The sequence below is a fragment of the Acinetobacter sp. GW821-FHT09D10 genome, from assembly GCF_059416285.1.
Genome location: NZ_JBWKOW010000012.1, coordinates 30,578 through 57,391 on the forward strand (window position 1 = coordinate 30,578; position 26,814 = coordinate 57,391).

The following is a 26,814-nucleotide window of genomic DNA, read 5'->3' on the forward strand; positions in this document are numbered from 1 at the left end:
ATTAATTTAAGGTAAGTCGAACCAAATAAATTGACTATCTTCATTTGCCTGAATCGTCGCTTTATCTTCAAACACGAAAGCATCGCCTGCTTTAACTTCTTGATCGCCAATGCGGATTACACCTGTAATAACGTGGATATAATTCACTTTTTTAACCGGATCAACAGTTAACTCATGTCCTTTTTCCAATACAGCAGACTTGATCTCTGCATTTTGGCGAATATGCATCGGTGCATTTGCATCAGGCCCAGCAATTAAATGCCATTTATTTGGATCTTTACGTGGGTCAAGATTAATTTGTTGGTAATTCGGCTCTGCATCTCTTACATCTGGAATAATCCAGATTTGAAGCAAATGTACTGGCGTATCAGTATTGTTGATTTCACTGTGGGCCACACCTGTGCCAGCACTCATGAGTTGCCATTCACCTGCTTTAATTTGGCCTTCATTTCCCATCGTGTCACGGTGTGAAATTGCACCATCTAACACACAGGTTAAGATTTCCATGTTGTCATGGGAGTGCGTACCGAAACCATTATGCGCATCGATCTTGTCGTCATTAATGACTCGTAGAGCACTTACACCCATATATTTAGGGTTATACCAGCTACCAAATGAAAAACTATGGTATGACTCTAACCAGCCCGCTTTCACATGTCCTCGATCTTCACCACGATGTACGTAAGCATTCATGATCTAATCTCCCAAATTTTTATTGATCTATTAAGAAATATATTAATGTTCTATTTGGGTCAAAAAAATAGGTTAACTGCAACATGTCGTTGCATAATTGATATGACGATAAGTTTTTTATTTATCCATGCATTTTTAATCATAAAAAAACCTGCCATGAAGGCAGGTTTTTAATGAAACTATTTGATTATTCAAGGAACTTAACAGTTACGCCAGAGCGAACTTTGCTTCCTAAATCGTTTGCATCCCAGTTAGTCAAACGGATACAACCGTGTGATGCTGTTTTAGAAATTAAAGATGGATTTGGCGTTCCATGAATACCAAAAGATTTTTTACTCAAACCAATCCAGATATTACCAACAGGGGCATTTGGGCCAGGTGGTAAAGAAAGAGGTTTTAAGTTTTTACCTTGTACGAAGTTCGAAGGTGAATAGCTGTACCATGGGTTACGAGCCACACCAACTACCTTGTAAGTACCGGCCGGAGAAGGCGTATCAGTACTGCCAATTGTTGCAGGAAATGAGGCAATCATTTGGTTCCGGCTATTGAAGAGATACAATTGTTTTGCACCTTTATGGGCAATAATCAAATGAATATCTTCTGGTAAATCATTACGCACGTTTGGAACAATGATTTTTTCACCCGCTTTTTTGAATGTCGCAGTTGGGTTTAATTTCTTTAAGAAACCTTCATCAATATGAAACTTCTCACCCAACATTTCGGTCACACGAGTGTAGTATAAACCTTTCATTTTGGCTTGTAATGCGTAGTCAGAAGGAATCGACTCAGCATATGGACCTTTTAAGTCAGCATCAGAAATCGTGTATTCAATAAATGCTGGCTTGTTTTGTTTAGCAACCAATGCATCCCAAGTTTCTTTGGTAAGTTCACCAGTAGGTGATAAACCATTCATTTGTTGGAATGAAGAAATTGCTTTTAAGGTGTTTTTACCGCTCATGCCATCAATTGCACCTGGTGATGCATGTGCATTATTAAGCATCACGTGTGCACGTGCATAAACTGGAAGTTGACCTTTACCAATATTTTCAGACCATTCTGCCGAATTTAAGCCATCTAATGTCCATGAAGCAGCTGACACTGGTGCAGCCTTAGACGCCGCCGTTGTGCTTTTAGCTACTGCTGGTGTAGATGCAGCAATACCAGACTCAGCATTTGGGTCTTCAGTTTTCTGCAAATTTTGTAATGTTGTTGACGCTCGATTTAAATCATTTTGTTCTTGAGCAGTAATTTGTGTTGGAGCTTGAGCTTGTACAGTTGAAGCTGCATCTACTGCTAGAGGATCAATCGGATCTTCTACAGGAGCTGATACCTTTTTAGGGTTCAGGGGTTGCTCAGTTGTTGAAGCAGCAAAAGCAACATTAGCAATAATACAACTTAAACTCATAGCGAGTAATGAGCGAACAAACATGTAATTCAACCTTAAGAATTTTCATATAAGCAATAGGGGATTGATCTAATCTCAAAGTGCATAAAATCACCAATAACTCATTTCTATGAGCCCAAGATTGGCAATTTAGTGATTAAAAGAATATCAATGACCCCAATGTAACATGTTGCAAGTATTGCAGAAAACCCCACAGCTTGCAGTAGAGTTTTGTGTAAATATGCATTTTTTAGTAGATTGACGAGTTTTTTGTGTGAAATTGAAATTATAAAAATGTCTCTGTTTTTGATATGATGCTGCCACATAAAGAAGATAGAGATTGGTAATGACGACTTTGAAAAATGATCGTTTCCTCCGTGCTTTGTTACGCGAACCTGTAGATACCACGCCGGTATGGATGATGCGTCAAGCAGGGCGTTATTTGCCTGAATATCGTGAAACACGTTCAAAAGCAGGTGACTTTCTATCCTTATGTAAAAATACAGATTTTGCCTGTGAAGTCACTTTACAACCTTTGCGTCGCTATGATTTAGATGCAGCAATTTTATTTTCAGATATTTTAACCATTCCAGATGCACTGGGCTTAGGGCTTTATTTTGAAACTGGAGAAGGTCCTAAGTTTCAAAAGACTGTTCGTACTGAACAAGATGTGGCGAATTTACCTAAGTTAAATGCAAAATCAGACCTTGATTATGTCATGAATGCTGTAAGCACGATTCGCTCTGCTTTAGGTGGTCAAGTTCCCCTGATTGGTTTTTCGGGTAGCCCTTGGACGCTTGCAACCTATATGGTTGAAGGTGGTTCAAGTAAAGAGTTTCGTTTTACCAAGCAGATGATGTATGCCCAACCAGAAGTTTTGCATGCCTTGCTTGATCATTTAGCAGACTCTGTAATTGACTATTTAAATGCTCAAATTGATGCAGGTGCTCAAGCGATCCAGATCTTTGATAGCTGGGGCGGGGCATTGGCACATCGTGAATATATCGAATTCTCTTTAAACTACATGAATAAAATCATTGCTGGTTTGCAACGTGAAAAAGATGGCCGACGTATTCCTATCATTGTGTTCACTAAAGGTGGTGGCCAATGGCTAGAGCCAATGATTAGCACAGGCGCAGATGCCTTAGGTTTAGATTGGACTACGCGATTAGATATAGCTCGAACTACGGTGGCTGGGCGTGTAGCGCTACAAGGAAATCTTGATCCGGCTGTTTTATATGGTTCGGCTGCTTCAATTGAAAAAGCCGTGAAATCGATGTTAGACGATGCCTACGCAAATGGTGAAAAGACCGGTTACATTGCTAACTTGGGCCATGGGATTACCCAGTGGGTAGATCCTGCACAACCAAAAATCTTTGTAGATACAGTGCATGAGTATAGTGCTAAATATCTAGGATAGTTTTTGTGCAATATCTAACTTTACCGTTTCAATTTATCGGCAAGGCTGTTTCGGCAGCCTTGTTTGGTATTTTGCTTTTAATTGCATTTGCTTTAACTGCACCGATGGGAAGCCATGAATATATGGGTTTTTATCGTTATGATTATTTACTCATCTATGCACTGATGATTCAGATCTGCTTACTCTATTTAAAACTGGAGTCATGGGCAGAAGCCAAAGTAATTGCTTTATTTCACGTCATGGCGATGGTCATGGAAATATTTTTGACGCATCCTGCAATTGCTTCATGGCAATATCCGCAGCCCGCCGTATTTAAAATTTTAACAGTGCCGTTATTTGCAGGTTTCATGTATTCGGCTGTAGGCAGCTTCTTCGCACGTTCAATACGACTGTTTCAAGTGTCTTTTGAAAAGCTTCCAAATTTTGGAACTATGCTATTACTGGCATTTTTCTCATATATAAATTTTATGAGTAAATTTTTTGTTCCCGATATTCGCTATATTTTATTTGCGATTAGTATTTTTATTTTCTGGAAAACAAAACTTTATTTTCAAATAAATGAACATAAATTTAAAATCCCGATGCTACCGATATTATTGACGCTCGCATTTATCATCTGGATTGCTGAAAATATAAGTACATTTTATAAAATTTGGCTCTATCCCAGTCAGGTCGATGCTTGGCATATGGTGGGGTGGGGCAAGCTTGGGTCGTGGTATTTATTATTACTTTTAAGCTTGGTATTGGTTCTTAAAATATTAGGTAATCGAGATAATCAAGGTAATTGGAATTTAAGGTAAATTTTTCTTTAGCACTTTTCATCATATTGTTTATTTTTTAATTGCTAAATCGTAGCCTTCTCGCTATCTTTAATATCGTGTAATAAAAATTACACATAACAATACAAGACATAAGAAACAATCAATAATGATTTTTGGAGATATACATCTATGTTAAAAAAAATAGCTTTAGCTGCATTGTTAGCAGCTGGTTCAAGTGTTGCAATGGCTGACAACGATGTGGGTTGTGGTGCGGGTACACAAGTATGGGCTGGCAAAAAAGGAGTAGCGCCTAAAATTCTTGCTGCAACAACAAACGGTATTTTTACTAACCAATTATTAGGGATCACTTTCGGTACTTTAGGCTGCCGTCAAGGCGGAACAGTAACAGCGCAAGTTGTAACATTCACAAATGAAAATGCAGAAGCTTTAGCACGTGATATGGCGGTAGGCCAAGGTGAAAGCCTGAACGTACTTGCTGAGTTAATGCAAATTAAATCTCAAGATAAAGACCGTTTCTTTAAAGTTTCAAAAGCAAACTTTGGTGAAATCTATTCAGCAAATAATCAAAATACCCTTCAAGTTTTAGCATCATTGCAAACTGTAATGGCTAAAGACGACGTTTTAAAAGCTTACGTATAAGTTTGAAATTGAAAACCCTGTCATATGGCAGGGTTTTTCTTATATTTAATGATAAAAATTGATGAACTTAATGAAGTCAGTTGTTTTAGTTTTTGCCTCTTTGGCAGTTAATATTGCGTATTCAGCAGATATAAATCCATCTATTCAAAAATATTGGTCCATTGCAGAACAACACAATCTAGATCAAGACATTACATGGCAACGGCTCATGTATGCTAATAAAAACCATAAAAGTGACGTCACTTATTCTGGTTATTTCATGTCAGAAAATGGGAAAAATAATTTAAAAGAAGAATTGAAAGCTGACATCTCGGCATTATTTATGCCTGCTCAAGATAATCAGTCGATTCGTTGTAAGTTTCCGGCTCGAAGCCAATGGCTCATACAAAAAGTAGGTATTCAAGAAAATGAATTGCCTCAAATAAAATGTTCAGAATTTGAAAACTGGATTGGCCAAATTAAGCCTTATAAAGCGACATTAATTTATGCGACAGATTTTATGGGCAATCCTAGCTCGATGTTTGGTCATACTTTATTGCGTTTAGACCCTAAAGATCAGCAGCAGTTAAACTTGGTTTCTTACGCCGTAAACTATGCTGCGACAGTGGCGGGGAACGACAACTGGTCATATGCATGGAAAGGTTTAACAGGGCAATATCCGGGTGAATATTCGCTGATGCCTTATTATCGTAAGGTAAAAGAGTACGGTGATTTCGAAAGCCGTGATTTATGGGAATATGAGCTGAAACTTTCCCCTGAAGAAACGCGGTTTTTAGTAAGCCATATTTGGGAAATGCAGCATGTAAGTTTTCCTTATTATTTTGTGAGTGATAACTGCGCCTATAGGTTATTAGGCTTGGTCGATTTAGTAAAACCTGAGTCTAACTTACAAGAAAAGTTTACTTATGCATCTATTCCGATGGAAACAATCAAATCGATGCAACAGCAAGGGCTCACCAAAGCTCCTGTATATCGGCCTGCTTTAGAAACTCAACTATTAGCCCAAGCTCATCAGCATGGTGCCTCATTAGCGAAAGTTGCACATCAAATTACGATGATGCCAATTAAGCAGTCTTCTGAGGTTTTAAAATCCTTTAGTGAGCAAGATCAGGCTAAAATTCTAGAGATGGCTTACGATGATTTATATCTCCAATTTACGAGCCGTCAAATAGAAGAAAGCGTTGCTCAGCCACAGTTACGTCAGCTTTTGGCACTAAGAAGCCAGATTGATTTAGACAAGCAACGTCAAGAACCTAAACGACCAGAAAAAGAGCCAACTCAAGGCCATAATGCACGTAATATTTCAGTGAAAGCTGGTGAAGTCCAAGGTGATAAGTTTATCGAAATTGGTCATCGACAAGCCTATCACGACTTAATAGATCCTCAAGGGGGATACCGTGCTGGGACTCAATTACTATTTTTAAATGGCAATGCGCAGTGGCGAGATGATCATTTAAAACTAGAACGTCTTGATCTGTTAGAAGTAAATTCTTATAACCCGATTCAACCTTTTAAAACACCGCTGAGTTGGGGATTTAACTTAGGCTGGCGTCAAGAAGCAATTCATGATGGAAACTTTAGTGAAGAAAAACAGCATGGCGTAGCGAATTTTAATGCTCAGGTTGGTTACAGTTTTGCAGATTATGAGCGCAAACATATTTGCTATGGGCAATTACAAACTTACGTACAAGCAGGTTCAAATCTAGATAAAGGATGGCGTGTAGGAATAGGGCCAACTTTAGGTTGTATGAACCAATGGTTCGACCGTTTTAACTCTGTCGTACAAATTGAATTGCCATATTGGGAAGACCAAAATCAGTGGAATTTAAGATTAAATACCCAATGGCAATATGTGATTAACAGTAATAATGCCGTTCGATTAAACTGGGATTATGAACAACAAAATCATCGAGACTGGATGAAATCTAGTTTAGGCTACGTTTGGTTCTTTTAACTTTTATGATGAGTAAAGCAAAGAGAGAAATAAGTTATTTCTCTCTTTTTTGTTGTGAAAAAGAATTATTTCTTAATCGCGTTTAGTACAGCATAAGCCGCTTTAATACGTTCTTCATTTGGAATGCGTTTATTGGTTAACATGACTAAGCCAATATTTTCTTTGGGAATAAAGACTACATAAGTTCCAAATCCGTTAGTTGAACCAGTTTTATGGAACATCTTGATTGAAGGTTCTTTTGAAATAGCACTCACTTTATTAGGTTTCATCACGATTTGTTCAGAATTACTGTCTAATAAAGTCTGTAAAGGTGCTGGATAGGAAAACTCTTCCCAACCAAGCGCCTGATACATCGTACCGACTTGATAAAAACCTTTGTGAGTTTCATCAATTGCACGTTGAATATCTGCTGGATATTTTTGTGGATTTAAATTAGCACTTATAAAATTAAGCATATCTGGTAATGTAGATTTAACGCCGTAGGCAGGCGCATCTAGTGGGCCTGGAGTCACACGAATCGGCTGATTTTCTTGGTTATAGCCAAATGCATAGTTTTGCATCTGAGTTTTAGGCACATTCACATAACTCTGTTTTAAGTGAAGAGCCGGAAAAATTGTCTTTTCTAAGACTTGGTCAAAAGGTTTATTCATCGACAAAGCCACAACTTTTCCAAATAATCCAATACTTGGGTTTGAATATTGTCTATATTCACCAATTTGGTTTTTAGGTTTCCAGTCTTTGAAAAAAGTTAAAACTTGTTGGTCTGTTTGTACTTCATCTGGAAACTGTAAGGCGAGGTTGCCACTCGTATAGGTCGCAAGTTGAAGTAGGTTTACTCGGTCAATCGGTGAATTTTTTAGCTCTTTCCAGTATTTTCCTGGGGTGTCTTCAAAAGAGATTTTTCCTTTAGTTTTGGCATATCCACCTGCCGTGGCAGTAAATAATTTACTGACTGAACCTAGCTCAAAAATGGTATTACTATTTACGGTTTTTTTATCTTGAACCGATTGTAGGCCATAATACATTTCGTACTTTTTATTATTCTGGATGACACCAACCGCCATTCCGGGAACATTATATTTTTCTAATAATGGTTTAAAGTTTTGATCAACAACTTTCTTGATATCTTGTTCTTTTGGTGTATTTGTATTGTCCGCATAAATTGAGGTATTAAAAATAAAAAGAGAAGGAAGAAGTAAATAGGAAATTTTTTGGAATCGCATGATTAGCTCATCAAACATTTTAAAGTGAAGGGACGTACTTTTATAACAAAAATCACATGATTTAATTGTTATGTTTTATAGAATCAGTGAAGAGTTTAGATGTAAAAAAAGCCCAACTTAGTCGGGCTTTTAATTTGATTACTAAATAAAATTTAGTAACTTTCAGGTACGGCACTTAAGAACTCACGTCGAGCTTCTTTGTCGGTTTTAAAGTCTCCGATAAATGAAACTGTACGAGTGGTTGACTCTTGTTTGCCTACACCACGCATCATCATGCACATATGTGCAGAGTCAATCACGACAGCAACGCCTCGCGCCCCAGTTACTTCAGACACAGCTTCTGCGATTTGCTGAGTCAAATTTTCCTGAATTTGCAAACGACGTGCAAACATTTCGGTAATACGTGCAAATTTAGATAAGCCGAGAACTTTGCCTTCCGGTAGATAGGCAACATGAACACGACCATAGAATGGAAGAAGATGATGTTCGCAAAGCGAATAAAATTCAATATTCTTCACCAATACCATTTCATGGTTATCTGATGGAAAAACAGCATTATTGGTGACTTCTTCTAAAGTTTTACTATAGCCAGAAGTTAAATATGAAAAAGCTTTAGCCGCACGCACAGGCGTATCTTTAAGGCCGGGACGATCAAGATCTTCACCGACGGCAGTCAGAATATTTGCGTACGATTGCTGCATTGACATAAGACGTATAAATTTACTCTACTAAACAAGCTCGGCATTGTATCAGAACATGATCTGATTTTCATAAATCCTCGCACTATATTTATTTGGGTTTTGCGCACGTTGAATAAAAGATGAATAACTTTCATGTTTTTTATCGTTAATAGTCAAGTGTTTGAACATGAAATGTGCATTTAATATTGTTAAGTTCTAAATGGTCGCCTAATGGCATCATATTTGCACAGATGCAGTGTTATAGAGCATAAGGATAAAACATGTCAGAACGTCCAATCACCTTTTTTTTCCGTGGTGGTCAGCAGCAAGTGGAAAATGTATTACCTACAACGACGGTTTTACAATTTCTGCGAGAATATACCCAAACTGGTAAGACTAGGCAGACCGGTACAAAAGAGGGCTGTGCTGAGGGCGATTGTGGTGCATGTACAGTCGTGATTGGTGAGTTGGTCAATAAGAGTTTGCAATTGCGAAGTGTGAATGCCTGTATTCAGTTTTTACCGACTTTAGATGGTAAGGCCCTATTTACAGTAGAAGATCTTCATACATTATTGCCTACTCAGGCTGGGACACTTCATCCTGTACAACAGGCGATGGTCGATTTGCACGGTTCACAATGCGGTTTTTGTACACCCGGTTTTATCATGTCGTTATGGTCAATGTATGAAAATGAACAACATTCTCCGAGTAAAGATCAAATCAGTGATTATCTCTCCGGAAACTTGTGTCGTTGTACAGGCTATCGCCCTATTTTAGATGCAGCACAAAAAGCTTATGACTATCCGCGTGTTGTATTAGAACGTCAAAAAGTACTTGATGTATTAAAAGAGATCAAAGCATTACCTGCATTGCATTTGAATGATCATGGTCAGCAATTTTTTGCACCAAAGACTTTACAGGATTTTGCCGCTTTACGTTTGCAATTGCCGCAAGCACGTATTGTCGCTGGTAGCACAGATGTCGGTTTGTGGGTAACCAAGCAGGGCCGTGATTTAGGCGATATGCTTTATATTGGTCAGGTTGAAGAACTGAAAAAGATTGTAGTTACCGACCATGCTTTAACGATTGGGGCAAATGTAAGTTTGAGTGATGCACTCATAAAAATTTCAGATTTTTATCCTGACTTTCAAGAATTACAGCGCCGTTTTGCTTCTATGCCTATTAAAAACGCGGGAACCCTAGGTGGAAATATTGCCAATGGTTCCCCTATCGGTGACTCAATGCCAGCATTAATTACGCTAGGTACACGATTGATTTTGCGTGTAGGTGAACAGACGCGTGAAGTCGCATTGGAAGACTTTTATCTAGATTATCAAAAAACAGCCTTACAGCTTGGTGAGTTTGTTGAAGCGATTGTTATTCCACTTTGTGAAGAGCAGACGCATGTTAAATTTGCCAGTTATAAAATTGCCAAACGTTTTGAGCAAGATATTTCTGCGGTATGTGCGGCTATTTCATGCGAGTTAGATACTCATTACGTCGCTCACAATGTGCGAATTGCTTTTGGTGGCATGGCTGCTGTTCCCAAACGTGCAAAATATGCAGAAGCCATATTAGAAGGCCAGCAATTGACAGCAGAATTGATAGCTAAGGCACAAGAGGCATTGTCACAAGACTATCAACCTTTAGATGATGGACGTGCTAGCTCGGCATATCGTTTACAAGTCGCGAAAAACTGTTTAAAGCGTTTTTATGTAGAAAAAATCCTGTCTCAAGCGATCACTCGTGTGAATGACTTGATTGCTCTGGTGGAGATCTAACATGAATCAAACCATTGACTTAAGTGTTTCTAAAAAATCCGCTAAAGCAGGCGACTCCATTCCACACGAGAGCGCACATTTACATGTGACTGGGCAGGCAACCTATATCGATGATTTACCCGAGCTTGAAAATACGATGCATCTAGCAGTCGGATTTTCGAGTTGTGCCAAAGGTAAAATCAGTAAGTTTGATTTGGATGCGGTACGTCAGGCTGGTGGGGTTTATGCAGTTTTTTCAGCACAAGATATTGATGTTGAAAATAATTGGGGACCCATTGTTAAAGATGACCCGATTTTTGCTGAAGAGAAGGTCGAATTTTATGGACAAGCCTTGTTTGTGGTTGTTGCCGAGACTTATCAGCAAGCCCGTCAGGCAGTTCGCTTGGCAAAAATTGAATATGTGCCCGAAACTCCGATTTTAACGATTCAAGATGCGATTGAAAAAGAATCGTGGGTATTGCCACCTGTTGAATTTAGCCATGGTGAAGTTGAACAGGCATTTCAAAATGCTGCACATCAACTTTCTGGTGCTATTGAGCTAGGTGGTCAAGAGCATTTCTATCTTGAAGGACAGATTTCCTATGCGATTCCCCAAGAAAATCACGCCTTAAAAGTCTATTGCTCGACACAACATCCAACAGAAATGCAGCTGCTGATTTGTCATGCATTAGGCATGAATATGCATCAGGTGAGTGTGGAAAGTCGCCGTATGGGTGGTGGTTTTGGTGGTAAAGAGTCGCAGTCGGCACAATGGGCATGCATTGCATCTTTGGCAGCACAAAAAACAGGCCGTCCTTGTAAATTACGTTTAGACCGTGATGATGATATGAGCGCCACAGGCAAGCGTCACGGTTTTGCTTATGAGTGGTCTGTGGCTTTTGATGACACTGGTATTTTGCAAGGCCTAAAGGTGCAATTGGCTTCAAATTGCGGTTTTTCGGCTGATCTTTCTGGGCCAGTGAATGAACGTGCGATTTGTCATATTGGCAATGCCTATTATTTAAATGCGGTTCAGTTGCGTAACTTACGCTGTAAAACCAATACTGTTTCCAATACCGCATATCGTGGTTTTGGTGGACCGCAAGGCATGTTTGTCATTGAAAATATTATTGATGACATTGCTCGTTATTTACGTTGTGATCCGCTTGAAATTCGGCAACGTAATTTCTTTGCCGAGCAGCCTGGTGGCGGACGTGATCGTATGCATTATGGGGCAGAAGTCCGTGATAATGTTGCCCCTCGACTGGTGGCCGAATTGTTGCAAAGTAGTGATTATGCGAAACGTAAACAGACCATTCATACCTTTAATCAGAACAATGACATCATTAAGCGTGGTATTGCATTAACACCATTAATGTTCGGTATTTCGTTTAATGCCGTGCATTACAATCAGGCAGGTGCATTGGTCTATGTTTATATGGATGGTACTGTCTCTATTACGCATGGCGGTACAGAAATGGGACAGGGGCTATATACCAAAGTACGGCAGGTTGCTGCGCATGAGTTGGGTTTACCAATCGATAGTGTTCGCTTAATTGCAACCGATACTTCTCGTGTGCCAAATACTTCGGCAACCGCAGCATCAAGTGGAGCGGATTTAAATGGTAAAGCTGTGCAAAATGCCTGTATTAAAATTCGTGAGCGTCTGGCAAAACTTGCAGCAGAAATAAGTCAAAGTGATGCTGAGCAAATCCAGTTTGAAGATAGTATGGTTTCAACAGCGAATGGACATTCATGGACATTTCCTGACTTAGTTCAACGGGCATATATAGCGCGTGTGCAACTATGGGACAGCGGTTTTTATAAAACGCCAGAAATTCACTATGATCAGGTCAACCATTTAGGCCGTCCGTTTTTCTATTATGCCTATGGTGCAGCAGTCAGTGAGGTCGCAATAGATACCTTAACTGGGGAAATGAAAGTATTGCGTGCCGACATTTTGCATGATGTCGGGCGGTCCATTAACCCTGCAATTGATATTGGGCAAATTGAAGGGGGCTTTGTTCAAGGAATGGGATGGCTCACGACAGAAGAGTTGTATTGGCAGCCACAAGGACCACATGCAGGACGCTTGTTTACGCATGCACCTTCAACTTACAAAATCCCGACCAGTTTTGATATTCCTCATATTTTTAACGTCAAACTGTTTAATAACCACAATCAGGCAGACACTATTTATCGCTCCAAAGCGGTAGGTGAACCTCCATTTATGTTGGCATTGTCAGTTTTTTCTGCAATTCGTCAGGCAGTACAGGCGGCTATTCCAGAAAATGCACCACTCGTACTTAATGCGCCAGCAACTGCCGAAGAAATTTTACGTGCAATTGCTATTGGGCGTGGACAAGCTTTGGCTGACCGCCCACAAGCTAAAATGTAGAAGATTATGCAACATTTACAATGGTGGACTGATTTTGTGGCGTGGCAAGCCGATGCTATGCCTATGGTATTGGTCACAGTGGTACGCGCTGATGGTTCAACACCACGAGAGGTTGGTGCAACAATGTTATTGCGGCTCAATTTGCAACAACAATGGCAGCAGGCAGATACGATCGGTGGTGGGCATCTAGAGTTTCAGGCTCTTGATATTGCGAAAGCAATCTTAAGAGAAACGGAAGCTTGTACGAGACGTGTTGAGCGATTTAACCTCAGTGCTCGCTTGGGGCAATGTTGTGGCGGAGTGATGTGGTTGTTGTTTGAAAAAATATCACCTGCTGTAATTGCCTCAGATTTATCCCATTGTTTGCAAGCATGGCGAGCTGGACAGCGTATATGGCGTACAGTCTCACATCAACATGCATCCATTTGGCAGATTCGGGACGTAGAACAGCAACCACGTTTCGAATTTCAGCCTGTCAGTAGTGAAGAATGGCAATTTGGCCAGCAGATTCAACCTTATGCCATGCAAGTGTTGATTTGTGGCGCGGGGCATGTGGGGGAAGCAATTGTCCGTTGTTTATTGCCTGTTGGTGTTCGAGTGAAATGGATTGATCCACGTGACGATATTTTCCCATCCGATTTACTGCAACAGGTTCAATGTTTAACGACTGATACGCTTGAAGCCGAGATCGAGCATTTTGACCGTTCAGGTGCAATTTTAATTTTGACTCATGATCATCAACTAGATCTGCAACTGTGTTTTGCAGCTTTGAAATCTATGCCAGAACCATTTGCTTATGTTGGGATGATTGGTTCAAAAAGTAAAAGGGCTATTTTTGAGAAACGTATGCTGACGCGTGGTTATGCACCAGAAGCATTACAACGTTTAGTTTGCCCGATCGGGATAGAAGGGATTTCATCGAAACAACCTGCAACGATTGCCGTTGCAGTGGTTGCTCAATTATTACAGGTGTTTGATGTGAAGAAATGATCTGTTTGGATCATTTCTTTTGTTCGAACTTTGGATTTTTTTCTGCACGTTTAAGCAGTACGAGAACGGCACCTGTGCCGCCTTGATTTTCAGGTGCACTTACAAAAGCCAAAACATCGCGGTGCTGACGTAGCCATCCGTTGACATAGGTTTTTAAGACAGCTTCAGGGCCTTTACCATGTACAATCTTGACAACATTTTGATTTTCATCTTTTGCCATCTGGATAACCTGTAAAACTGCGTCACGTGCTTGTTCAATCGTACAGCCGTGTAAATCTACAGCTTCAAACCAGCGCATTTTTCCAGCTTTTAAGTCTTCGAAAACTTTATGCTGAAGTGTGGCAATGCGATAGCTTAGAGTTGCTTGACTCGCTACAGGATTTAGAGCGGCTTGGGTGTCTGATAACTCGGCATGTTCAGTTTCACGACCACCTTCGGCAGCTGCACGTTTAGCGAGTGTTTGAGCATCAATTTTTTTTGTGCGAGGCGTTCTTACATCAGCAATATTACTATTATTGATGGGCTTAACACCTGCTAGAGCACTTTGAAACAGGTTTGCATCTTCCAATTCTTCAGGCTCAGCCTGAGGTTTGGGGGCCTCAGACTGACTTGCGATTTTGCTTGAATGAGGATTGGAGATTTGCTTTTTAAATTGCTTCAGTAACTTTTGTTGCTCTTTAGAAAGCGATGAATCTTTATTACTCATATATCTTCTATTAAACCGTTTGGGGTTGTCCAAAAAGGGCGGTAAAAGCTTGATCTGGTCTTGGTTGTTTCATAAAACTTTCGCCAACCAAGAAGGTGTGAATATCATTTTCTTGCATCATACGAACATCATCTGGAGTGGCAATACCACTTTCCGTCACAAGTAAACGTGATGATGGAAGCAAGTTTTTCAAACGAATTGAGGTATTTAAATCTACATCAAAGGTTTTTAAATTACGGTTATTCACACCTAATACACATTGCTCAGACAACTTTAAAGCACGTTCCAGTTCTTCTTCGTCATGAACTTCAACCAATACATCAAGCTGATGTTCAAATGCAGTCTTAGACATTTCTTCAAGTTGTTGATCTGACAAAGATGCAACAATCAATAAAATACAGTCAGCATGTAATGCACGTGCTTCAACTACATTATATGGATCAATCAGAAAGTCTTTACGTAAAGCAGGTAAAGCACAGTGGCTTCGTGCAATGGCAATATTTTCATCCGCACCCTGAAAAAAATCAACATCAGTTAAAACGGATAAACATGCTGCTCCAGCTTGTTCGTACTGCTCGGCAATTTCAGCAGGATTAAAATCTGCACGAATAATGCCTTTTGACGGAGAAGCTTTTTTAATTTCAGCAATTACGGCAGGGCGTTTGTGCTGTAAAGCTTTTGCAAAGCCTCGTACTGGAGTTGCAGCTTTCGCTAGTTCTTCAACATCTTGCAAATTACGTTGTTTTAAACGTGCAGCAAGTTCCTCATGTTTACGGTCAACAATTTTACCTAAAATGGTATTTTGAATATTAATCATGAGAAATCCTTAATCTGCCTGAGACTGTTTTAATGCTTTAGTAAATTCAGCCAAAACACTCATTTTCTCTAAAGCTTGCCCGCCATAGATAATATCTTGAGCGAACGTAACAGCCTGAGCGTAAGTTTTGGTAATACCAGCCACATAAATTCCTGCACCAGCATTGAGAGCAATCATATTTGCTGCTTTTTCACCAATGTCAGATTTATTTTTACCTAATGCATCTTTAATCAGCTTTAAGCTTGCTGCGGCATCTGCTACCACTAAACCATTTAAGGTTTGTGATTCAATCCCGACATCTTCTGGATTAAGCGTCCATTCGGTAATTTCACCGTCTTTAAGCTCTGCAACAGCAGTAGGGGCAGCAAGGCTAATTTCATCGAGTCCATCTCTTGAATGAACCACCATGACATGCTCAGCGCCAAGTTGCTTCATAACCTCGGCAATCGGACGGCAAAGTTCATCTGAAAATACCCCAATGACAAAGCGTTTTACGCCGGCCGGATTCGTAAGCGGGCCGAGTAAATTGAAAATGCTGCGAACACCAAGCTCACGACGTGGGCCAACAGCATACTTCATTGCTTTGTGATGATTTGGAGCAAATAAAAAGCCTACACCCATCTCACGAATGCAGCGCTCAGTTTGTTCCATATCTAAATCAAGGTTAATACCTGCTTGTTCCAGTAGGTCAGATGAACCTGATTTACTTGAAACGCCTCGGTTACCATGCTTTGCAATGGTTGCACCAGCTGCTGCAATCACAAAGCTTGAGGCTGTAGAGACGTTAAATAAATTTTGCCCATCGCCGCCAGTACCGACAATATCAACTAAATATTTGATATCACTGACATCAATTTTAATAGCGAATTCACGCATAACACGTGCGGCAGCAGTAATTTCGTCAATACTTTCACCTTTCATGCGAAGGCCCATCATCAAAGCACCAATTTGTGCTTCGGTTGCCTCACCTTGCATGATGCTGCGCATAATGTCTTCCATTTGCGGCTGAGTCAGGTGAATATTTTTTGTAATATGGTTAAGTGCTTGTTGAATGTTCATAAATATCACTTATGCATAAATATCTAAAAAGTTTTTAAAGATTTGATGACCATGTTGGCTCAAAATTGATTCTGGATGGAACTGCACACCTTCAACAGGCAATGTCTTATGTTTAACACCCATGATTTCTTCCATTGAGCCATCTGCTTCATTGGTCCAGCACGTTACTTCAAGGCAATCAGGCAGTGTTTGCTGATCGATCACCAATGAATGATAACGAGTTGCTGAGAATGGGCTAGGGAGATTACTGAAAATACCTTTATTGCTATGGTACATATCAGATAAACGTCCGTGCATCACCGTTTTGGCTCGTACAATGTTTCCGCCAAAAGCTTGCCCAATACTTTGATGCCCTAAACACACGCCAAGTAAAGGAATTTTTCCGGCAAAGTGGTTAATTGCCGGAATAGAAATACCTGCTTCGCTTGGAGAGCAAGGGCCAGGACCAATAACCAGATATTTAGGTTGCCATCGTTCAATATCCTCTAATGTGACTTGATCATTGCGAACAACTTTTACTTCCTGATCCAACTCGCCAAAGTACTGGACGATGTTGTAGGTAAAAGAGTCGTAATTGTCGATCATTAGAAGCATGATGAACTTAACCTCATAATAATTAATATATATTTAATAAGTGACTAGAGTAGTTACTCACATTAATACTCACTTTTAGAAAGAACTTCTTGATTAAAAAATAAAAAAGCCGCTTTCTAAGCGGCTAATATAACAAAAAATGAAGTGACCAGTTTAACTATTTCATTCCTTAGAAATTTGCTAAAAAAGTCAGCTTTAAATTGATATTAGATCTGTTAAGAAACAGAGATATGTGCAACTAGGGCAGAATCGGCTTTTTCATTAGAACTAAAAAGTATTCTGCCTTAGTTAGAAAAGCAGATTAAATCGCACGAGTGTTGTAAATCAGCCAGTCTAAAACCTCTCCAGACAAATGTTCAGCTAGTTTTTCTTGAACCATTTGGTGATAGGCATTTAGCCAGTCTTTTTCTTCGTTGTTAAGCATATCAACAACGATACAATCTAAATGAATTGGACAAAGTGTTAGCGTTTCAAACTCCAAGAACTCACCATAGGTTTTTTCAAACCCAGAGTGAAGACGGTTTGCCACCAGATTTTCAATGCGAATACCGTATTGTCCTTCATGATAAAGTCCTGGCTCATTGGAAAGAATCATTCCCTCACGCAATTTGCTATAGGCATGAACTGGCGCGTAATAAGAAAGTACTTGCGGTCCTTCATGAACGTTAAGAGCAAAGCCTACACCGTGACCTGTTCCGTGGCGATAATCTAAACCATGTTGCCATAAGGTATGGCGACAAATTGAATCGAGTAGCGGTGCAGCTAAACCTTCTGGATAAATCGTTTTGGCCAAAGCAATATGACACTTTAAAACCAAGGTATAGTCACGTTTTTGTGGTTGTGTTGGCGTGCCCACAGGAACTACACGAGTAATATCTGTTGTTCCATTTACATATTGCCCACCTGAGTCAATTAGCAATAATCCATCGCCTTCAATAAATGAATAGTGCTCCTCAGTTGCGCGGTAGTGAGGTAGAGCGCCATTGGCATTAAAGCCAGCAATTGTAGAAAAACTTGGCCCTATAAACCCATCTTGCTGAGCACGGAAAGCTGTAATTTTTTCATCAATCGTCAGTTCTGAAATGGTTTCACGATGATGAAGTGCTTTTTCTAACCAGTGGAAAAAGTGGCAAAGGGCAACACCATCTTTAACCATTGCATGACGGATATGAGCTATTTCACTTTCATGCTTACGTGATTTAAAAAGCGTACTCGGGTTGATGTCGTATACAACCTGAATATCTTTTGCGATGGCTTGTTCATGATAAATCGATACTTTGGCTGGATCTAAAAGTATAGAGACATCAGAAATATTCGCTAAAAATGTTGCCGTATCTTCATAGTTACGAATCTCAATACCATCAGCTGCTAAAGCTTGTTGAATGGTTATATCAACTTTTTCAGTACCAATAAAAAGAATAGTTTGTTTTTCACTAATATATAAATGAGACAAGAACACAGGGTTATATTCTACATCTTGCCCACGTGCATTTAAGATCCATGCAATATCATCTAAAGATGAAATGAAATGACCCGCAATATTCTTGCTGTGTAAAGTTTCACGAATATTCTGAATTTTTTCTTTACGAGAGAGGGCGTTTAACCCTTCAGGCATCAAGTTGATTTTTTTGGAAGGAAGCTCCGGACGATCAGACCAGATTGCTCCAATTAAATCTTGTTGAGTTTCGAGTTTATAGTTGTTAAGTCTTGCAGTATGTTCGAGCGCCTTAAATTGTTGAATGGATAAGGTATGTCCATTTACTGCAATGACGGATCCTGCTGTTAAGTTTTGTGCAATCCAAGCTAGATGTGTTGATGATTCATCACTGGTCAATTTTTGAAGTTCAAATCCAGTTCCCACAAGCTGTTGCTCGGCTTGTACCCAATAACGTCCATCTGCCCAAAGTCCCGCAAAATTTTGAGTGACTACAAGTGTTCCAACAGAGCCACTAAAACCGCTAAGCCATTGCCTTGCTTTCCAGTAATCCGGTAAATATTCTGACATATGTGGATCGGCACTCATGACGACTAACACATCAACATGCTGGTTAAGCATGAGTTCACGAAGTTTCTCTAGCTTTTCTTGAACAGTTAAATTGGTCATATGGTTTCCAAGTCAGGTTGAACTTTACTGGTACTTTTGTTCATTAATCTATAAATAGGTTTCTTTAATAAAAATAACACGATTGCGCCAATCACTAACGCCAAAACACATCTCATAAAGAGGGTAGGTAAGTGATTAATGCCATCTGCCGATACATGTCCTCCAATCAACCCTGCTATCAGATTACCTAAAGCTGAACCAGTAAACCACAGACCCATAATTTGACTGCGGATGACATCAGGTGCAAGTTTAGTCATGGTTGATAAGCCAATCGGGCTTAGGCAAAGTTCACCTATGGTAAGAAAAAATAAAGTACCGACTAACCAAAATGGTGAAACTGCCCCACCATTAATAGCAAAATGACTGGCAAGAGACATGAGCAAAAAGCCGCCTGCTGCGAATAACAATGCGATAATAAATTTGCTGATATAGCTTGGGTCTTTATTTGCCTTACCTAGCTTCGCCCATAGCCAAGCTGCAACTGGAGCAAAAACAATAATAAATAGGGCATTGATTGATTCAAACCATACAGTTGGGATCTCAAATCCGAAAACAATACGGTCCGTATAATCTTGTGCAAATAAAGTAAAAGTTGTGGGCTTTTGCTCAAAGGCAGACCAAAATAGCGCAGATGCTGCTAATAAAACAAAGCAAATAATAATTTTAAATTTGTCATGCTGCTCTAAATTCAGGAAAAGTAGTAAATATGCAAAGTAAGCAATAATACCAACGCCGATTCCTACGGTTAAGTAAGTTGCTACCGCGACCGGATTGATATGAATTACACCAAAGGAGGTCAGGGCAATAACGACTGCGACAGATAGTAAAAAGGATAAAGCAATTTTTGGCGCATTTTTATTTTCAACAATTGGTTTATTCCAATTGTCATTTTCTTGACGCAACTCATTAAAAGCTTGTAGCTGTGGAATAGCGAATACACGAAAAATAAGTAATGCAACTAACATCCCAAGGCCACCTATACCAAAACCTAAGTGCCAGTTATGATCCCGTGCTAATAAGCCTGTAAGAAGAGGAGCAATAAAAGAACCTATATTAATTCCCATATAAAAAATGGAGAAGCCGGCATCACGTCTATTATCTTGGGCTTTATATAATGTTCCGACAATCACTGAAATACAGGTTTTAAACAATCCAGAACCAATAACAATAAGAACTAAACCGAAATAAAAAAAGAATTGATCAAAGATAGGAGTAAGTGCAATCGATAAATGACCTAATGCAATAATGATGGAACCATACCAGACAGATCTTGCTTGGCCTAACCAGTTATCGGCAATCCAACCGCCTAAAACGGTCATTAAATACATAGAGCCAGCAAATAACCCTACAATTGCAGCTGCGGTAGGACGATCAAGACCTAAACCACCGTCATTGACCATCGCAACCATGTAAAGAACCAATAAGGGACGAATTCCATAGTAAGAAAACCGTTCCCACAGTTCAGTAAAAAATAAAGTTTTTAAGGGTTTTGGATGGCCGAAAAAAGCTGTGTCGCATTGTTCGAGTTCATGCTTCATTTCAAATCCTTTGAACATATTTGTAGTCAAGTAAACCAAACTTTTAGTTTGTTTAATTATAAAAAAAAGTTATGTTTTATTTTTTAGTTTTTTTTAAATTGAAAAGCAAGTTGGTCATGTATAAAAAAGGTATATAACAAATGGTAAAAAATGGAAAAGTGAAAAACTATATCGTGAAAAGCTAAGCTATCAGATTATTACGCACCAAAGCTGATCAAAACTTGCCTCACAGCAGAGAACTCCATAAGGAAAATAAGAATTAAGCTGTTTTAACGAGTCTTAAAATAGAAGTGCTGTAAAAAAGAAAAATAATTTCAGAAAACCTCAGTATTTTAATGAGTGAGGTATAACGCAAAAGAGGACTATTTAAATTTTTTTGAAAATTACTTTTCAAGGCAATATTTACATTAAAGCCTTTTTTGCAAAGGCATGAGTAGATGTAGAGCTCTCATCGAAAGGTTAGAATTTCATAAGTCATCATTTATTATTTTTTATTCATTGTAATAAGAATGCCAGCTTTCTATATAAGAAAGTATTATGATCATGAATTACTGTTAGATATTGATGCGATGATTCATATTAGCGCAACAATTTTGCACTAAATTAGGGCGATTGTGAGCTATTCTTGTATGCCATAATTTGAAAATGTCTGAATATGGTGCATTTAACTATGCAAACAGTATAATGGGTTCAAGACAAGGGACCTAAATCATGGATAGTTATAAGCAATTCAATGTTTTAGGTAAGTCTTATAAAGTTGGTATGAGATTTGCTTAATATATACTAGCAATTAACACGCACTTAACAAGTGCAACAAAATTTCATTGGAGCAAAATGAGCATGGCGAACAAGGTCCTTCAACTCATACAAGAAAGTGGCGCAAAATGGGTCGATTTTCGCTTTACTGATACTAAGGGTAAAGAACAGCACGTAACTTACCCAGCTGATTCTATTGATGAAGATACTTTTGAAGACGGTAAAATGTTTGATGGTTCTTCAATCGCTGGTTGGAAAGGCATTGAAGCATCTGACATGATTTTACGTCCAGATGCAGAAACTGGTTTTGTTGACCCGTTCTTTGCTGAACCAACTGTAGTTGTGACTTGTGACGTTATTGAACCTTCAACTGGTCAAGGTTATGAGCGTGACCCACGTTCGATTGCTCGCCGTGCAGAAGAATACTTAAAATCTACAGGTATCGGTGATACTGCATTCTTTGGTCCAGAACCAGAATTCTTTGTATTTGATGAAGTGAAGTGGGACATCGATATGTCTGGCGCTCGTCATACATTGATCGCTGAAGAAGCTGCTTGGTCTACTGGTAAAGACTACGAGTCTGGTAACTCTGGTCACCGTCCACGTGTTAAAGGCGGTTACTTCCCAGTTCCTCCAGTTGATTCTTCACAAGATATGCGTGCAGAAATGTGTGCGAAAATCGAAGACATCATGGGCCCTGGTCGTGTAGAAGTACACCACCACGAAGTTGCTTCTTGCCAATTAGAAATTGGTGTGAGCTTCAATACACTTGTACGTAAAGCTGACGAAGTTCAACAATTCAAATATGCTGTTTGGAACGTTGCACACCAATATGCAAAAACTGCAACCTTTATGCCTAAACCAATGGTAGGCGATAATGGTTCTGGTATGCATGTTCATATGTCTATCTCTAAAGATGGCAAGAACTTGTTTGCTGGTGATGAATATGCAGGCCTTTCTGAAATGGCATTGTACTTCATCGGTGGTGTTATCAAGCACGCTCGTGCATTGAATGCGATCACAAACCCATCTACAAACTCATACAAGCGTTTGGTTCCTCACTTCGAAGCACCAATCATGCTTGCTTACTCAGCGCGTAACCGCTCTGCGTCTATCCGTATTCCATACGTTTCTAGCCCTAAAGGTAAGCGTATCGAAGCTCGTTTCCCAGACCCAATGATGAACCCGTACTTAGGTTTCGCTGCATTGTTAATGGCTGGTATCGACGGTATCCAAAACAAGATCCATCCGGGCGAAGCTGCTGATAAGAACTTGTATGATCTTCCTCCAGAAGAAGAAGCAAAAATCCCAACAGTTGCTCATAGCTTAGATATGGCTCTTGAAGCACTTCAAGCAGATCACGAATTCTTGTTAAAAGGCGGCGTGTTCACTAAAGAAATGCTTGATGCATACATCGAACTTAAAACTGAAGATGTACGTCGTCTTAACACGACTACTCACCCAGTTGAGTTTGATATGTACTACAGCTTGTAATACGTATTTTCATAAAAAGCCTGCTTATGCAGGCTTTTTTATTGCTTGGAATGTTGATTGAATTCTCTACGTTTTTTATCAAAAAATTGGGTTAAACTAAGTGCGAGTTTTCATGTGAGCAGATTATGCGTAAACGGCAACCAGTACTTAAACAGGAAAAGACTTTAAATCCTGAGTTGAAAACATGGTTGTATGCATCTGGTTCTCTGACTCAACAATTGACTGAACTTGGTGGTGGTCAGTTCAGTGTAAAACCTTTTAAAGAACACTTTCAGCGTTTAACTTTTGCAGATAGCCAATGGATGAATATGCCTCATACTCACACCTCATGGGTGCGCGAGACTTATTTATATGGCAGTGAGGCAGAACCTTGGGTTAAAGCAAAAAGTATTTTTCCTATTTTAAGCCTACAAAAAAAAGCCCGCATATTCCAGCACATTGGTTCTACACCGATTGGATTTTTTCTATTTCAAAGAACCACACCACTTTGTGACCGCCGTGTCATTCATTTGCCAGAAGGGTGGACGCGACAAAGTTGCTATACTTGGCATGGGTGTAAATTTATAGTCCAAGAAACATTCTTACCAGCTTTTGAAGCTTTTCTACATCAGCAGAACGACAAGGAACTACTATGACGACTGCAACAGATACCACATGGCGTCAGCGTTTAGAAGCATACTATTATCTATGTCGGTTTGATAAGCCAGTTGGAACAGAACTCGTCTTTTGGCCAACCATGTGGGCACTTTGGGTTGCGGCAGAAGGAACGCCGCCATTGCATATTCTTTTGGCAATGGTCTTAGGCACAATTTTTATGCGTGCTGCTGGTTGTGCCATTAATGACTTTGCTGATCGAAAAGTAGATGCACATGTTGAACGCACTAAAACACGTCCATTAGCAACTGGGATAATTCGTCCGAGAGAAGCAATATATGTATTTTTAGCGCTAGTATTTGCTAGCGCTTGTACGTTGTTCTTTTTACCTCTAGCGACATTCTATTGTGCTCTAGCTGGATTAGTTTTAGCATTTATATATCCCTTCATGAAAAGATATACCCATTTACCACAAGTGGTTTTAGGTATGGCATTTTCTTGGGGAATTCCAATGTCATTTACTGCGATGGGTAAGCCGTTAGATATAACGTGTTGGCTTCTTTATTTTGGTAATCTAGCTTGGACAGTCGCTTATGACACTCAATATGCCATTACTGACCGTGAATATGATTTAAAGATTGGTGTGAAATCTACAGCTATTCTTTTTGGTCGATATGACATCCAGATTATTGCGCTTTTACAAGCAACCAGTCTTGTTTTGATTGGTGCTGCACTGTATTTAGAAAATATTTTATTTCCATGGGCGATCATTGCATTAGTGATTGTAGCATTCGATTTTATATATCAAACAATTAAAACCAAAGACCGCAACCCTCAAGTCTGTTTTTGGGCATTCCGTCACAATCGCTGGGTTGGATTAATCATTTTTCTGGGAATATTTTTAAATTTCATATAGTAAAAATGACCGTAAGGTTGAAAAGTGTTCTATGCAGAGCACTTTTTTTATGTCTTAATATTTGTGCATAAAAATATGCGGAATAAATAACACATAACATAAAAAGGATATTTTATGAAACGGTCAAAAATTGCTTTAGCTATAACATTATCGGTTTCAACATTATTTCTTGCAGCATGTAATGACGATGATGATGACTATATTGGTGTGAACCCTAATAAAACTTATATTTCTGAAAAAGCCTATTCTAAGGATAGTTTAGAAGGTGCTTCATCTATAAAAGTCATGACTTATAACATGGCAAATGTTCAAGGGAAAACAGCAGAAGCAACAGCATTAGTAATGTTCCCTAAAATTGCTCAACCTAAAGATGGTTATCGTGTAGTTGTATGGGAACATGGCACTGTAGGCGTAGGCGATAGCTGTGCGCCAAGTAATAATACAATTAATCCACGTTTCAAAATTTTAGCGGATACATTGTTGGCAGCTGGCTATGTCGTGATTGCTCCAGACTATGAAGGTTTAGGTACTAGAGGGATGCATCCATACCTTAATCTAGGAAGTGAGGCTAAATCTGCAATTGCAGCAGTTAAAGCTGCGAAGGATCATTACGGTAGTCAGTTAAATAGTTCATGGATGTCAATTGGACAGTCCCAAGGAGGCCATGCTTCATTAGGAACAGCTGAATTTGCTAATAACGACAGTAACTACAAAGGAGCGGTTGCAACAGCACCAGCTTCTAGCCTTGGCGATATTATTTCTAAAGTTGCTCCGCAAGCAATTAAAGACATTCTTGTGAAAGAGCAGGCTGGTACTGCACCTGTTGGTACGGCTGTAGAAGTGTATGCTGAGCTACTCGCATATGCTGCATATACTACAGTGGGTATTACAGCCTATGAACCTAAATTTAATTATCGTGAAATTTTCCAACAACGTTCTCAGAGTGTAGCTGAGTTCGCAGAGGGGACTACTGGTGAAAATGGCGTATGTTTAACTGATTTGCATAATAAATTTGCAGATGATATTCGTGACTTTCTTGCGACTAATACTGGTAAAACAGTTTTAGATTATCCTGGTTTAGCTGGTAACTTCCAAGAAAACCCAACTGTGAAAAAGTTCTTAGACGATAATCAGCCAGCAACTAAAAAAATTAATTCACCAGTTATGATTGTTCAGGGGACTGCTGATATGGCTGTACCATATCCTGTTACTCTTGCCTTACAAGAGGGGCTTAAAAAAATGGGAACTGATGTGACATTTGTGCCTGTTCTAGGGGCTGCTCATACTCAAGCGATTGTATGTAGAAATGCTGAAATTTATCAATTTGTTCAATCTAAGATGCCAGCTAAAACAAATATAGTGCTTGATCCATCGGTAATAGATGCTAGTAAGAATGTTGAATGTACAGGAATAGCACAATAATTTTTGTATTGAATATATTCAAATTAAAAGGGTCCTAAAGAGGGCCCTTTTTGTTATATTGTTACACACCTTAAAATCGATACCGTTTGAGTTTGAAGCATTTATGAGCCAGCAACCTGTTGAAAAAAAATCTGTTCCTTGGTTATTAATGGGATTAGGTTTGCTTATTCCTTTCCTGATTATTGGAATTCTTTTCTTGGTTGCAAAGAGTGATGCTAAGACTAAAAAACAATATGAGCAGCAACGTTTAGAAATGGAAAAAAGAATAGCTGAAAAAGAAGCAGCAAGTTCTGAAAAGAAATAACAGCGGTTTTTTAATGAATATCCTTTTGTAGCTGACGTACACTTGGAATGTTTGTATAGCGTCTTACAGTGTAACCTGCTTCTGTGAGCATTTGATCACGAATACGATCTTCTTCCGTTTTTTCAAGGTGAGAAGGGTCATCTAACTCAATAATGGCAATCACTTCCATCTTATCGTTAAGCACAACAAAGTCAGTAACTTTTCGGTTGAACTGACTACGAATTTTATAGTCCTTACTGGTAATTAAAGCGCTAAAAGCCACTTGTGCTAAAACATGATAACTTGGAAAACTTTGTTTTAAACGGATAAACATCTGAATTTCAAAGTTGGTAATGACAGGACGAGCAAAGAATTTTTGTTTTGGAAATAAATAGGGGCGTAAACAAACAGCAAGAAAAATGCAGGTGCTGATGCAACCTAAAACAATAAAAAATAAGTGACTCGATTCGAACATGTGAAGGCATCATACAAATAAAAACCCACTCATGATGAGTGGGTTTTTAAGAATCTTGGCTCTCCAACCTGGGCTCGAACCAGGGACCTGCGGATTAACAGTCCGTCGCTCTACCGACTGAGCTATTGGAGAA

The 26,814-nt window shown here is 39.3% G+C and carries 23 protein-coding genes and 1 tRNA gene; 12 read left to right on the plus strand and 12 right to left on the minus strand.

Features of this window, described 5'->3' with window-relative positions; all coding sequences use genetic code 11:
- Positions 1-6: 6 nt before the first annotated feature.
- Positions 7-693 carry a pirin family protein gene (locus tag AC07M3_RS18235; protein WP_494567971.1) on the minus strand — a complete coding sequence of 229 codons (687 nt, stop codon included), beginning with the start codon at positions 691-693 and terminating at the stop codon, positions 7-9.
- Between the two features lie 187 nt (positions 694-880).
- The gene (locus AC07M3_RS18240) at positions 881-2,122 is read right to left on the minus strand and encodes a L,D-transpeptidase family protein (protein ID WP_494567972.1); all 1,242 of its coding nucleotides are present in this window, start codon (positions 2,120-2,122) and stop codon (positions 881-883) included.
- A 301-nt stretch (positions 2,123-2,423) separates the two neighbouring features.
- On the opposite strand from AC07M3_RS18240, the gene hemE reads away from it, so the two are divergent.
- The 4 genes from hemE to AC07M3_RS18260 all read left to right on the plus strand — a co-directional run bounded on the left by hemE (position 2,424) and on the right by AC07M3_RS18260 (position 6,872).
- A complete protein-coding gene (gene hemE / locus AC07M3_RS18245; RefSeq protein ID WP_494567973.1) occupies positions 2,424-3,497 on the plus strand; it encodes a uroporphyrinogen decarboxylase in 1,074 nt (357 codons plus the stop codon).
- 5 nt (positions 3,498-3,502) lie between these two features.
- Positions 3,503-4,297 carry a DUF817 family protein gene (locus tag AC07M3_RS18250; RefSeq protein ID WP_494567974.1) on the plus strand — a complete coding sequence of 265 codons (795 nt, stop codon included), beginning with the start codon at positions 3,503-3,505 and terminating at the stop codon, positions 4,295-4,297.
- A gap of 150 nt (positions 4,298-4,447) precedes the next feature.
- Positions 4,448-4,918, plus strand: coding sequence for a DUF3015 family protein (locus AC07M3_RS18255; protein ID WP_494567975.1), 471 nt, complete (start codon positions 4,448-4,450; stop codon positions 4,916-4,918).
- A gap of 70 nt (positions 4,919-4,988) precedes the next feature.
- Positions 4,989-6,872, plus strand: a complete 1,884-nt coding sequence (locus tag AC07M3_RS18260; RefSeq protein WP_494567976.1) for an Lnb N-terminal periplasmic domain-containing protein — start codon at positions 4,989-4,991, stop codon at positions 6,870-6,872.
- 65 nt (positions 6,873-6,937) lie between these two features.
- Here AC07M3_RS18260 and blaADC read toward each other — a convergent pair whose 3' ends face one another.
- Together blaADC and folE are read right to left on the minus strand one after the other, a co-directional pair.
- Positions 6,938-8,095: an ADC family extended-spectrum class C beta-lactamase gene (gene blaADC / locus AC07M3_RS18265; protein ID WP_494567977.1), complete on the minus strand. Its 1,158-nt coding sequence runs from the start codon at positions 8,093-8,095 to the stop codon at positions 6,938-6,940.
- Positions 8,096-8,247: 152 nt separating this feature from the next.
- A complete protein-coding gene (gene folE, locus AC07M3_RS18270; protein ID WP_170834036.1) occupies positions 8,248-8,796 on the minus strand; it encodes a GTP cyclohydrolase I FolE in 549 nt (182 codons plus the stop codon).
- A 260-nt stretch (positions 8,797-9,056) separates the two neighbouring features.
- Between folE and xdhA the strand changes: the two genes are divergently transcribed.
- The 3 genes from xdhA to xdhC are packed head-to-tail and all read left to right on the plus strand — an operon-like array spanning position 9,057 to position 13,923.
- Positions 9,057-10,556 carry a xanthine dehydrogenase small subunit gene (gene xdhA / locus AC07M3_RS18275; protein ID WP_494567978.1) on the plus strand — a complete coding sequence of 500 codons (1,500 nt, stop codon included), beginning with the start codon at positions 9,057-9,059 and terminating at the stop codon, positions 10,554-10,556.
- Between the two features lies 1 nt (position 10,557).
- Positions 10,558-12,933, plus strand: coding sequence for a xanthine dehydrogenase molybdopterin binding subunit (xdhB, locus tag AC07M3_RS18280; RefSeq protein WP_494567979.1), 2,376 nt, complete (start codon positions 10,558-10,560; stop codon positions 12,931-12,933).
- A 6-nt stretch (positions 12,934-12,939) separates the two neighbouring features.
- Entirely contained in the window at positions 12,940-13,923 is a 984-nt protein-coding gene (gene xdhC, locus AC07M3_RS18285) for a xanthine dehydrogenase accessory protein XdhC (RefSeq protein ID WP_494567980.1), read from the plus strand.
- Between the two features lie 10 nt (positions 13,924-13,933).
- Here the strand turns inward: xdhC and AC07M3_RS18290 are convergent, their stop codons facing one another.
- From AC07M3_RS18290 to AC07M3_RS18315, 6 genes are all read right to left on the minus strand, one after another.
- Positions 13,934-14,629 (minus strand): Smr/MutS family protein, encoded by a 696-nt coding sequence (locus AC07M3_RS18290; protein ID WP_494567981.1) that lies wholly within the window; start codon positions 14,627-14,629, stop codon positions 13,934-13,936.
- A gap of 10 nt (positions 14,630-14,639) precedes the next feature.
- Positions 14,640-15,446 (minus strand): indole-3-glycerol phosphate synthase TrpC, encoded by an 807-nt coding sequence (gene trpC, locus AC07M3_RS18295; RefSeq protein ID WP_017387943.1) that lies wholly within the window; start codon positions 15,444-15,446, stop codon positions 14,640-14,642.
- A 9-nt stretch (positions 15,447-15,455) separates the two neighbouring features.
- Positions 15,456-16,505: an anthranilate phosphoribosyltransferase gene (trpD, locus tag AC07M3_RS18300; protein ID WP_494567982.1), complete on the minus strand. Its 1,050-nt coding sequence runs from the start codon at positions 16,503-16,505 to the stop codon at positions 15,456-15,458.
- Positions 16,506-16,514: 9 nt separating this feature from the next.
- Positions 16,515-17,099 (minus strand): anthranilate synthase component II, encoded by a 585-nt coding sequence (locus AC07M3_RS18305; RefSeq protein WP_003650566.1) that lies wholly within the window; start codon positions 17,097-17,099, stop codon positions 16,515-16,517.
- Between the two features lie 301 nt (positions 17,100-17,400).
- Positions 17,401-19,203, minus strand: a complete 1,803-nt coding sequence (locus tag AC07M3_RS18310) for an aminopeptidase P family protein (protein WP_494567983.1) — start codon at positions 19,201-19,203, stop codon at positions 17,401-17,403.
- Complete coding sequence (locus AC07M3_RS18315) at positions 19,200-20,759, minus strand: peptide MFS transporter (RefSeq protein ID WP_494567984.1); 1,560 nt, start codon at positions 20,757-20,759, stop codon at positions 19,200-19,202. Before AC07M3_RS18315 ends, AC07M3_RS18310 begins: the two co-directional genes overlap by 4 nt.
- 816 nt (positions 20,760-21,575) lie before the next feature.
- Here AC07M3_RS18315 and glnA point away from each other — a divergent pair.
- The 5 genes from glnA to AC07M3_RS18340 all read left to right on the plus strand — a co-directional run bounded on the left by glnA (position 21,576) and on the right by AC07M3_RS18340 (position 26,227).
- On the plus strand, positions 21,576-22,991 hold the full coding sequence (gene glnA, locus AC07M3_RS18320; protein WP_003650573.1) for a type I glutamate--ammonia ligase: 1,416 nt from the start codon (positions 21,576-21,578) through the stop codon (positions 22,989-22,991).
- Positions 22,992-23,116: 125 nt separating this feature from the next.
- Positions 23,117-23,626, plus strand: coding sequence for a chorismate--pyruvate lyase family protein (locus tag AC07M3_RS18325; protein WP_494567985.1), 510 nt, complete (start codon positions 23,117-23,119; stop codon positions 23,624-23,626).
- The gene (ubiA, locus tag AC07M3_RS18330) at positions 23,623-24,501 is read left to right on the plus strand and encodes a 4-hydroxybenzoate octaprenyltransferase (protein WP_494567986.1); all 879 of its coding nucleotides are present in this window, start codon (positions 23,623-23,625) and stop codon (positions 24,499-24,501) included. Before AC07M3_RS18325 ends, ubiA begins: the two co-directional genes overlap by 4 nt.
- A 114-nt stretch (positions 24,502-24,615) precedes the next feature.
- Positions 24,616-25,923: a lipase family protein gene (locus AC07M3_RS18335; protein WP_494567987.1), complete on the plus strand. Its 1,308-nt coding sequence runs from the start codon at positions 24,616-24,618 to the stop codon at positions 25,921-25,923.
- A gap of 103 nt (positions 25,924-26,026) precedes the next feature.
- On the plus strand, positions 26,027-26,227 hold the full coding sequence (locus AC07M3_RS18340) for a hypothetical protein (protein ID WP_494567988.1): 201 nt from the start codon (positions 26,027-26,029) through the stop codon (positions 26,225-26,227).
- A 10-nt stretch (positions 26,228-26,237) separates the two neighbouring features.
- Here the strand turns inward: AC07M3_RS18340 and AC07M3_RS18345 are convergent, their stop codons facing one another.
- Positions 26,238-26,681, minus strand: a complete 444-nt coding sequence (locus AC07M3_RS18345; RefSeq protein ID WP_494567989.1) for a DUF2726 domain-containing protein — start codon at positions 26,679-26,681, stop codon at positions 26,238-26,240.
- A 56-nt stretch (positions 26,682-26,737) separates the two neighbouring features.
- A tRNA-Asn gene (locus AC07M3_RS18350) sits at positions 26,738-26,813 on the minus strand.
- Position 26,814 lies beyond the last annotated feature (1 nt).

Coding starts and splice junctions, on each gene's coding strand:
- AC07M3_RS18235 (WP_494567971.1), bottom strand. CDS start 693: ATGAATGCTTACGTACATCGTGGTGAAGATCGAGGACATGTGAAAGCG.
- AC07M3_RS18310 (WP_494567983.1), bottom strand. CDS start 19,203: ATGACCAATTTAACTGTTCAAGAAAAGCTAGAGAAACTTCGTGAACTC.
- AC07M3_RS18325 (WP_494567985.1), top strand. CDS start 23,117: ATGCGTAAACGGCAACCAGTACTTAAACAGGAAAAGACTTTAAATCCT.
- AC07M3_RS18260 (WP_494567976.1), top strand. CDS start 4,989: ATGAAGTCAGTTGTTTTAGTTTTTGCCTCTTTGGCAGTTAATATTGCG.
- hemE (WP_494567973.1), top strand. CDS start 2,424: ATGACGACTTTGAAAAATGATCGTTTCCTCCGTGCTTTGTTACGCGAA.
- blaADC (WP_494567977.1), bottom strand. CDS start 8,095: ATGCGATTCCAAAAAATTTCCTATTTACTTCTTCCTTCTCTTTTTATT.
- trpC (WP_017387943.1), bottom strand. CDS start 15,446: ATGATTAATATTCAAAATACCATTTTAGGTAAAATTGTTGACCGTAAA.
- AC07M3_RS18335 (WP_494567987.1), top strand. CDS start 24,616: ATGAAACGGTCAAAAATTGCTTTAGCTATAACATTATCGGTTTCAACA.
- ubiA (WP_494567986.1), top strand. CDS start 23,623: ATGACGACTGCAACAGATACCACATGGCGTCAGCGTTTAGAAGCATAC.
- folE (WP_170834036.1), bottom strand. CDS start 8,796: ATGCAGCAATCGTACGCAAATATTCTGACTGCCGTCGGTGAAGATCTT.
- AC07M3_RS18315 (WP_494567984.1), bottom strand. CDS start 20,759: ATGTTCAAAGGATTTGAAATGAAGCATGAACTCGAACAATGCGACACA.
- AC07M3_RS18240 (WP_494567972.1), bottom strand. CDS start 2,122: ATGTTTGTTCGCTCATTACTCGCTATGAGTTTAAGTTGTATTATTGCT.
- AC07M3_RS18340 (WP_494567988.1), top strand. CDS start 26,027: ATGAGCCAGCAACCTGTTGAAAAAAAATCTGTTCCTTGGTTATTAATG.
- xdhB (WP_494567979.1), top strand. CDS start 10,558: ATGAATCAAACCATTGACTTAAGTGTTTCTAAAAAATCCGCTAAAGCA.
- AC07M3_RS18290 (WP_494567981.1), bottom strand. CDS start 14,629: ATGAGTAATAAAGATTCATCGCTTTCTAAAGAGCAACAAAAGTTACTG.
- AC07M3_RS18345 (WP_494567989.1), bottom strand. CDS start 26,681: ATGTTCGAATCGAGTCACTTATTTTTTATTGTTTTAGGTTGCATCAGC.
- AC07M3_RS18255 (WP_494567975.1), top strand. CDS start 4,448: ATGTTAAAAAAAATAGCTTTAGCTGCATTGTTAGCAGCTGGTTCAAGT.
- xdhA (WP_494567978.1), top strand. CDS start 9,057: ATGTCAGAACGTCCAATCACCTTTTTTTTCCGTGGTGGTCAGCAGCAA.
- glnA (WP_003650573.1), top strand. CDS start 21,576: ATGAGCATGGCGAACAAGGTCCTTCAACTCATACAAGAAAGTGGCGCA.
- xdhC (WP_494567980.1), top strand. CDS start 12,940: ATGCAACATTTACAATGGTGGACTGATTTTGTGGCGTGGCAAGCCGAT.
- AC07M3_RS18305 (WP_003650566.1), bottom strand. CDS start 17,099: ATGCTTCTAATGATCGACAATTACGACTCTTTTACCTACAACATCGTC.
- trpD (WP_494567982.1), bottom strand. CDS start 16,505: ATGAACATTCAACAAGCACTTAACCATATTACAAAAAATATTCACCTG.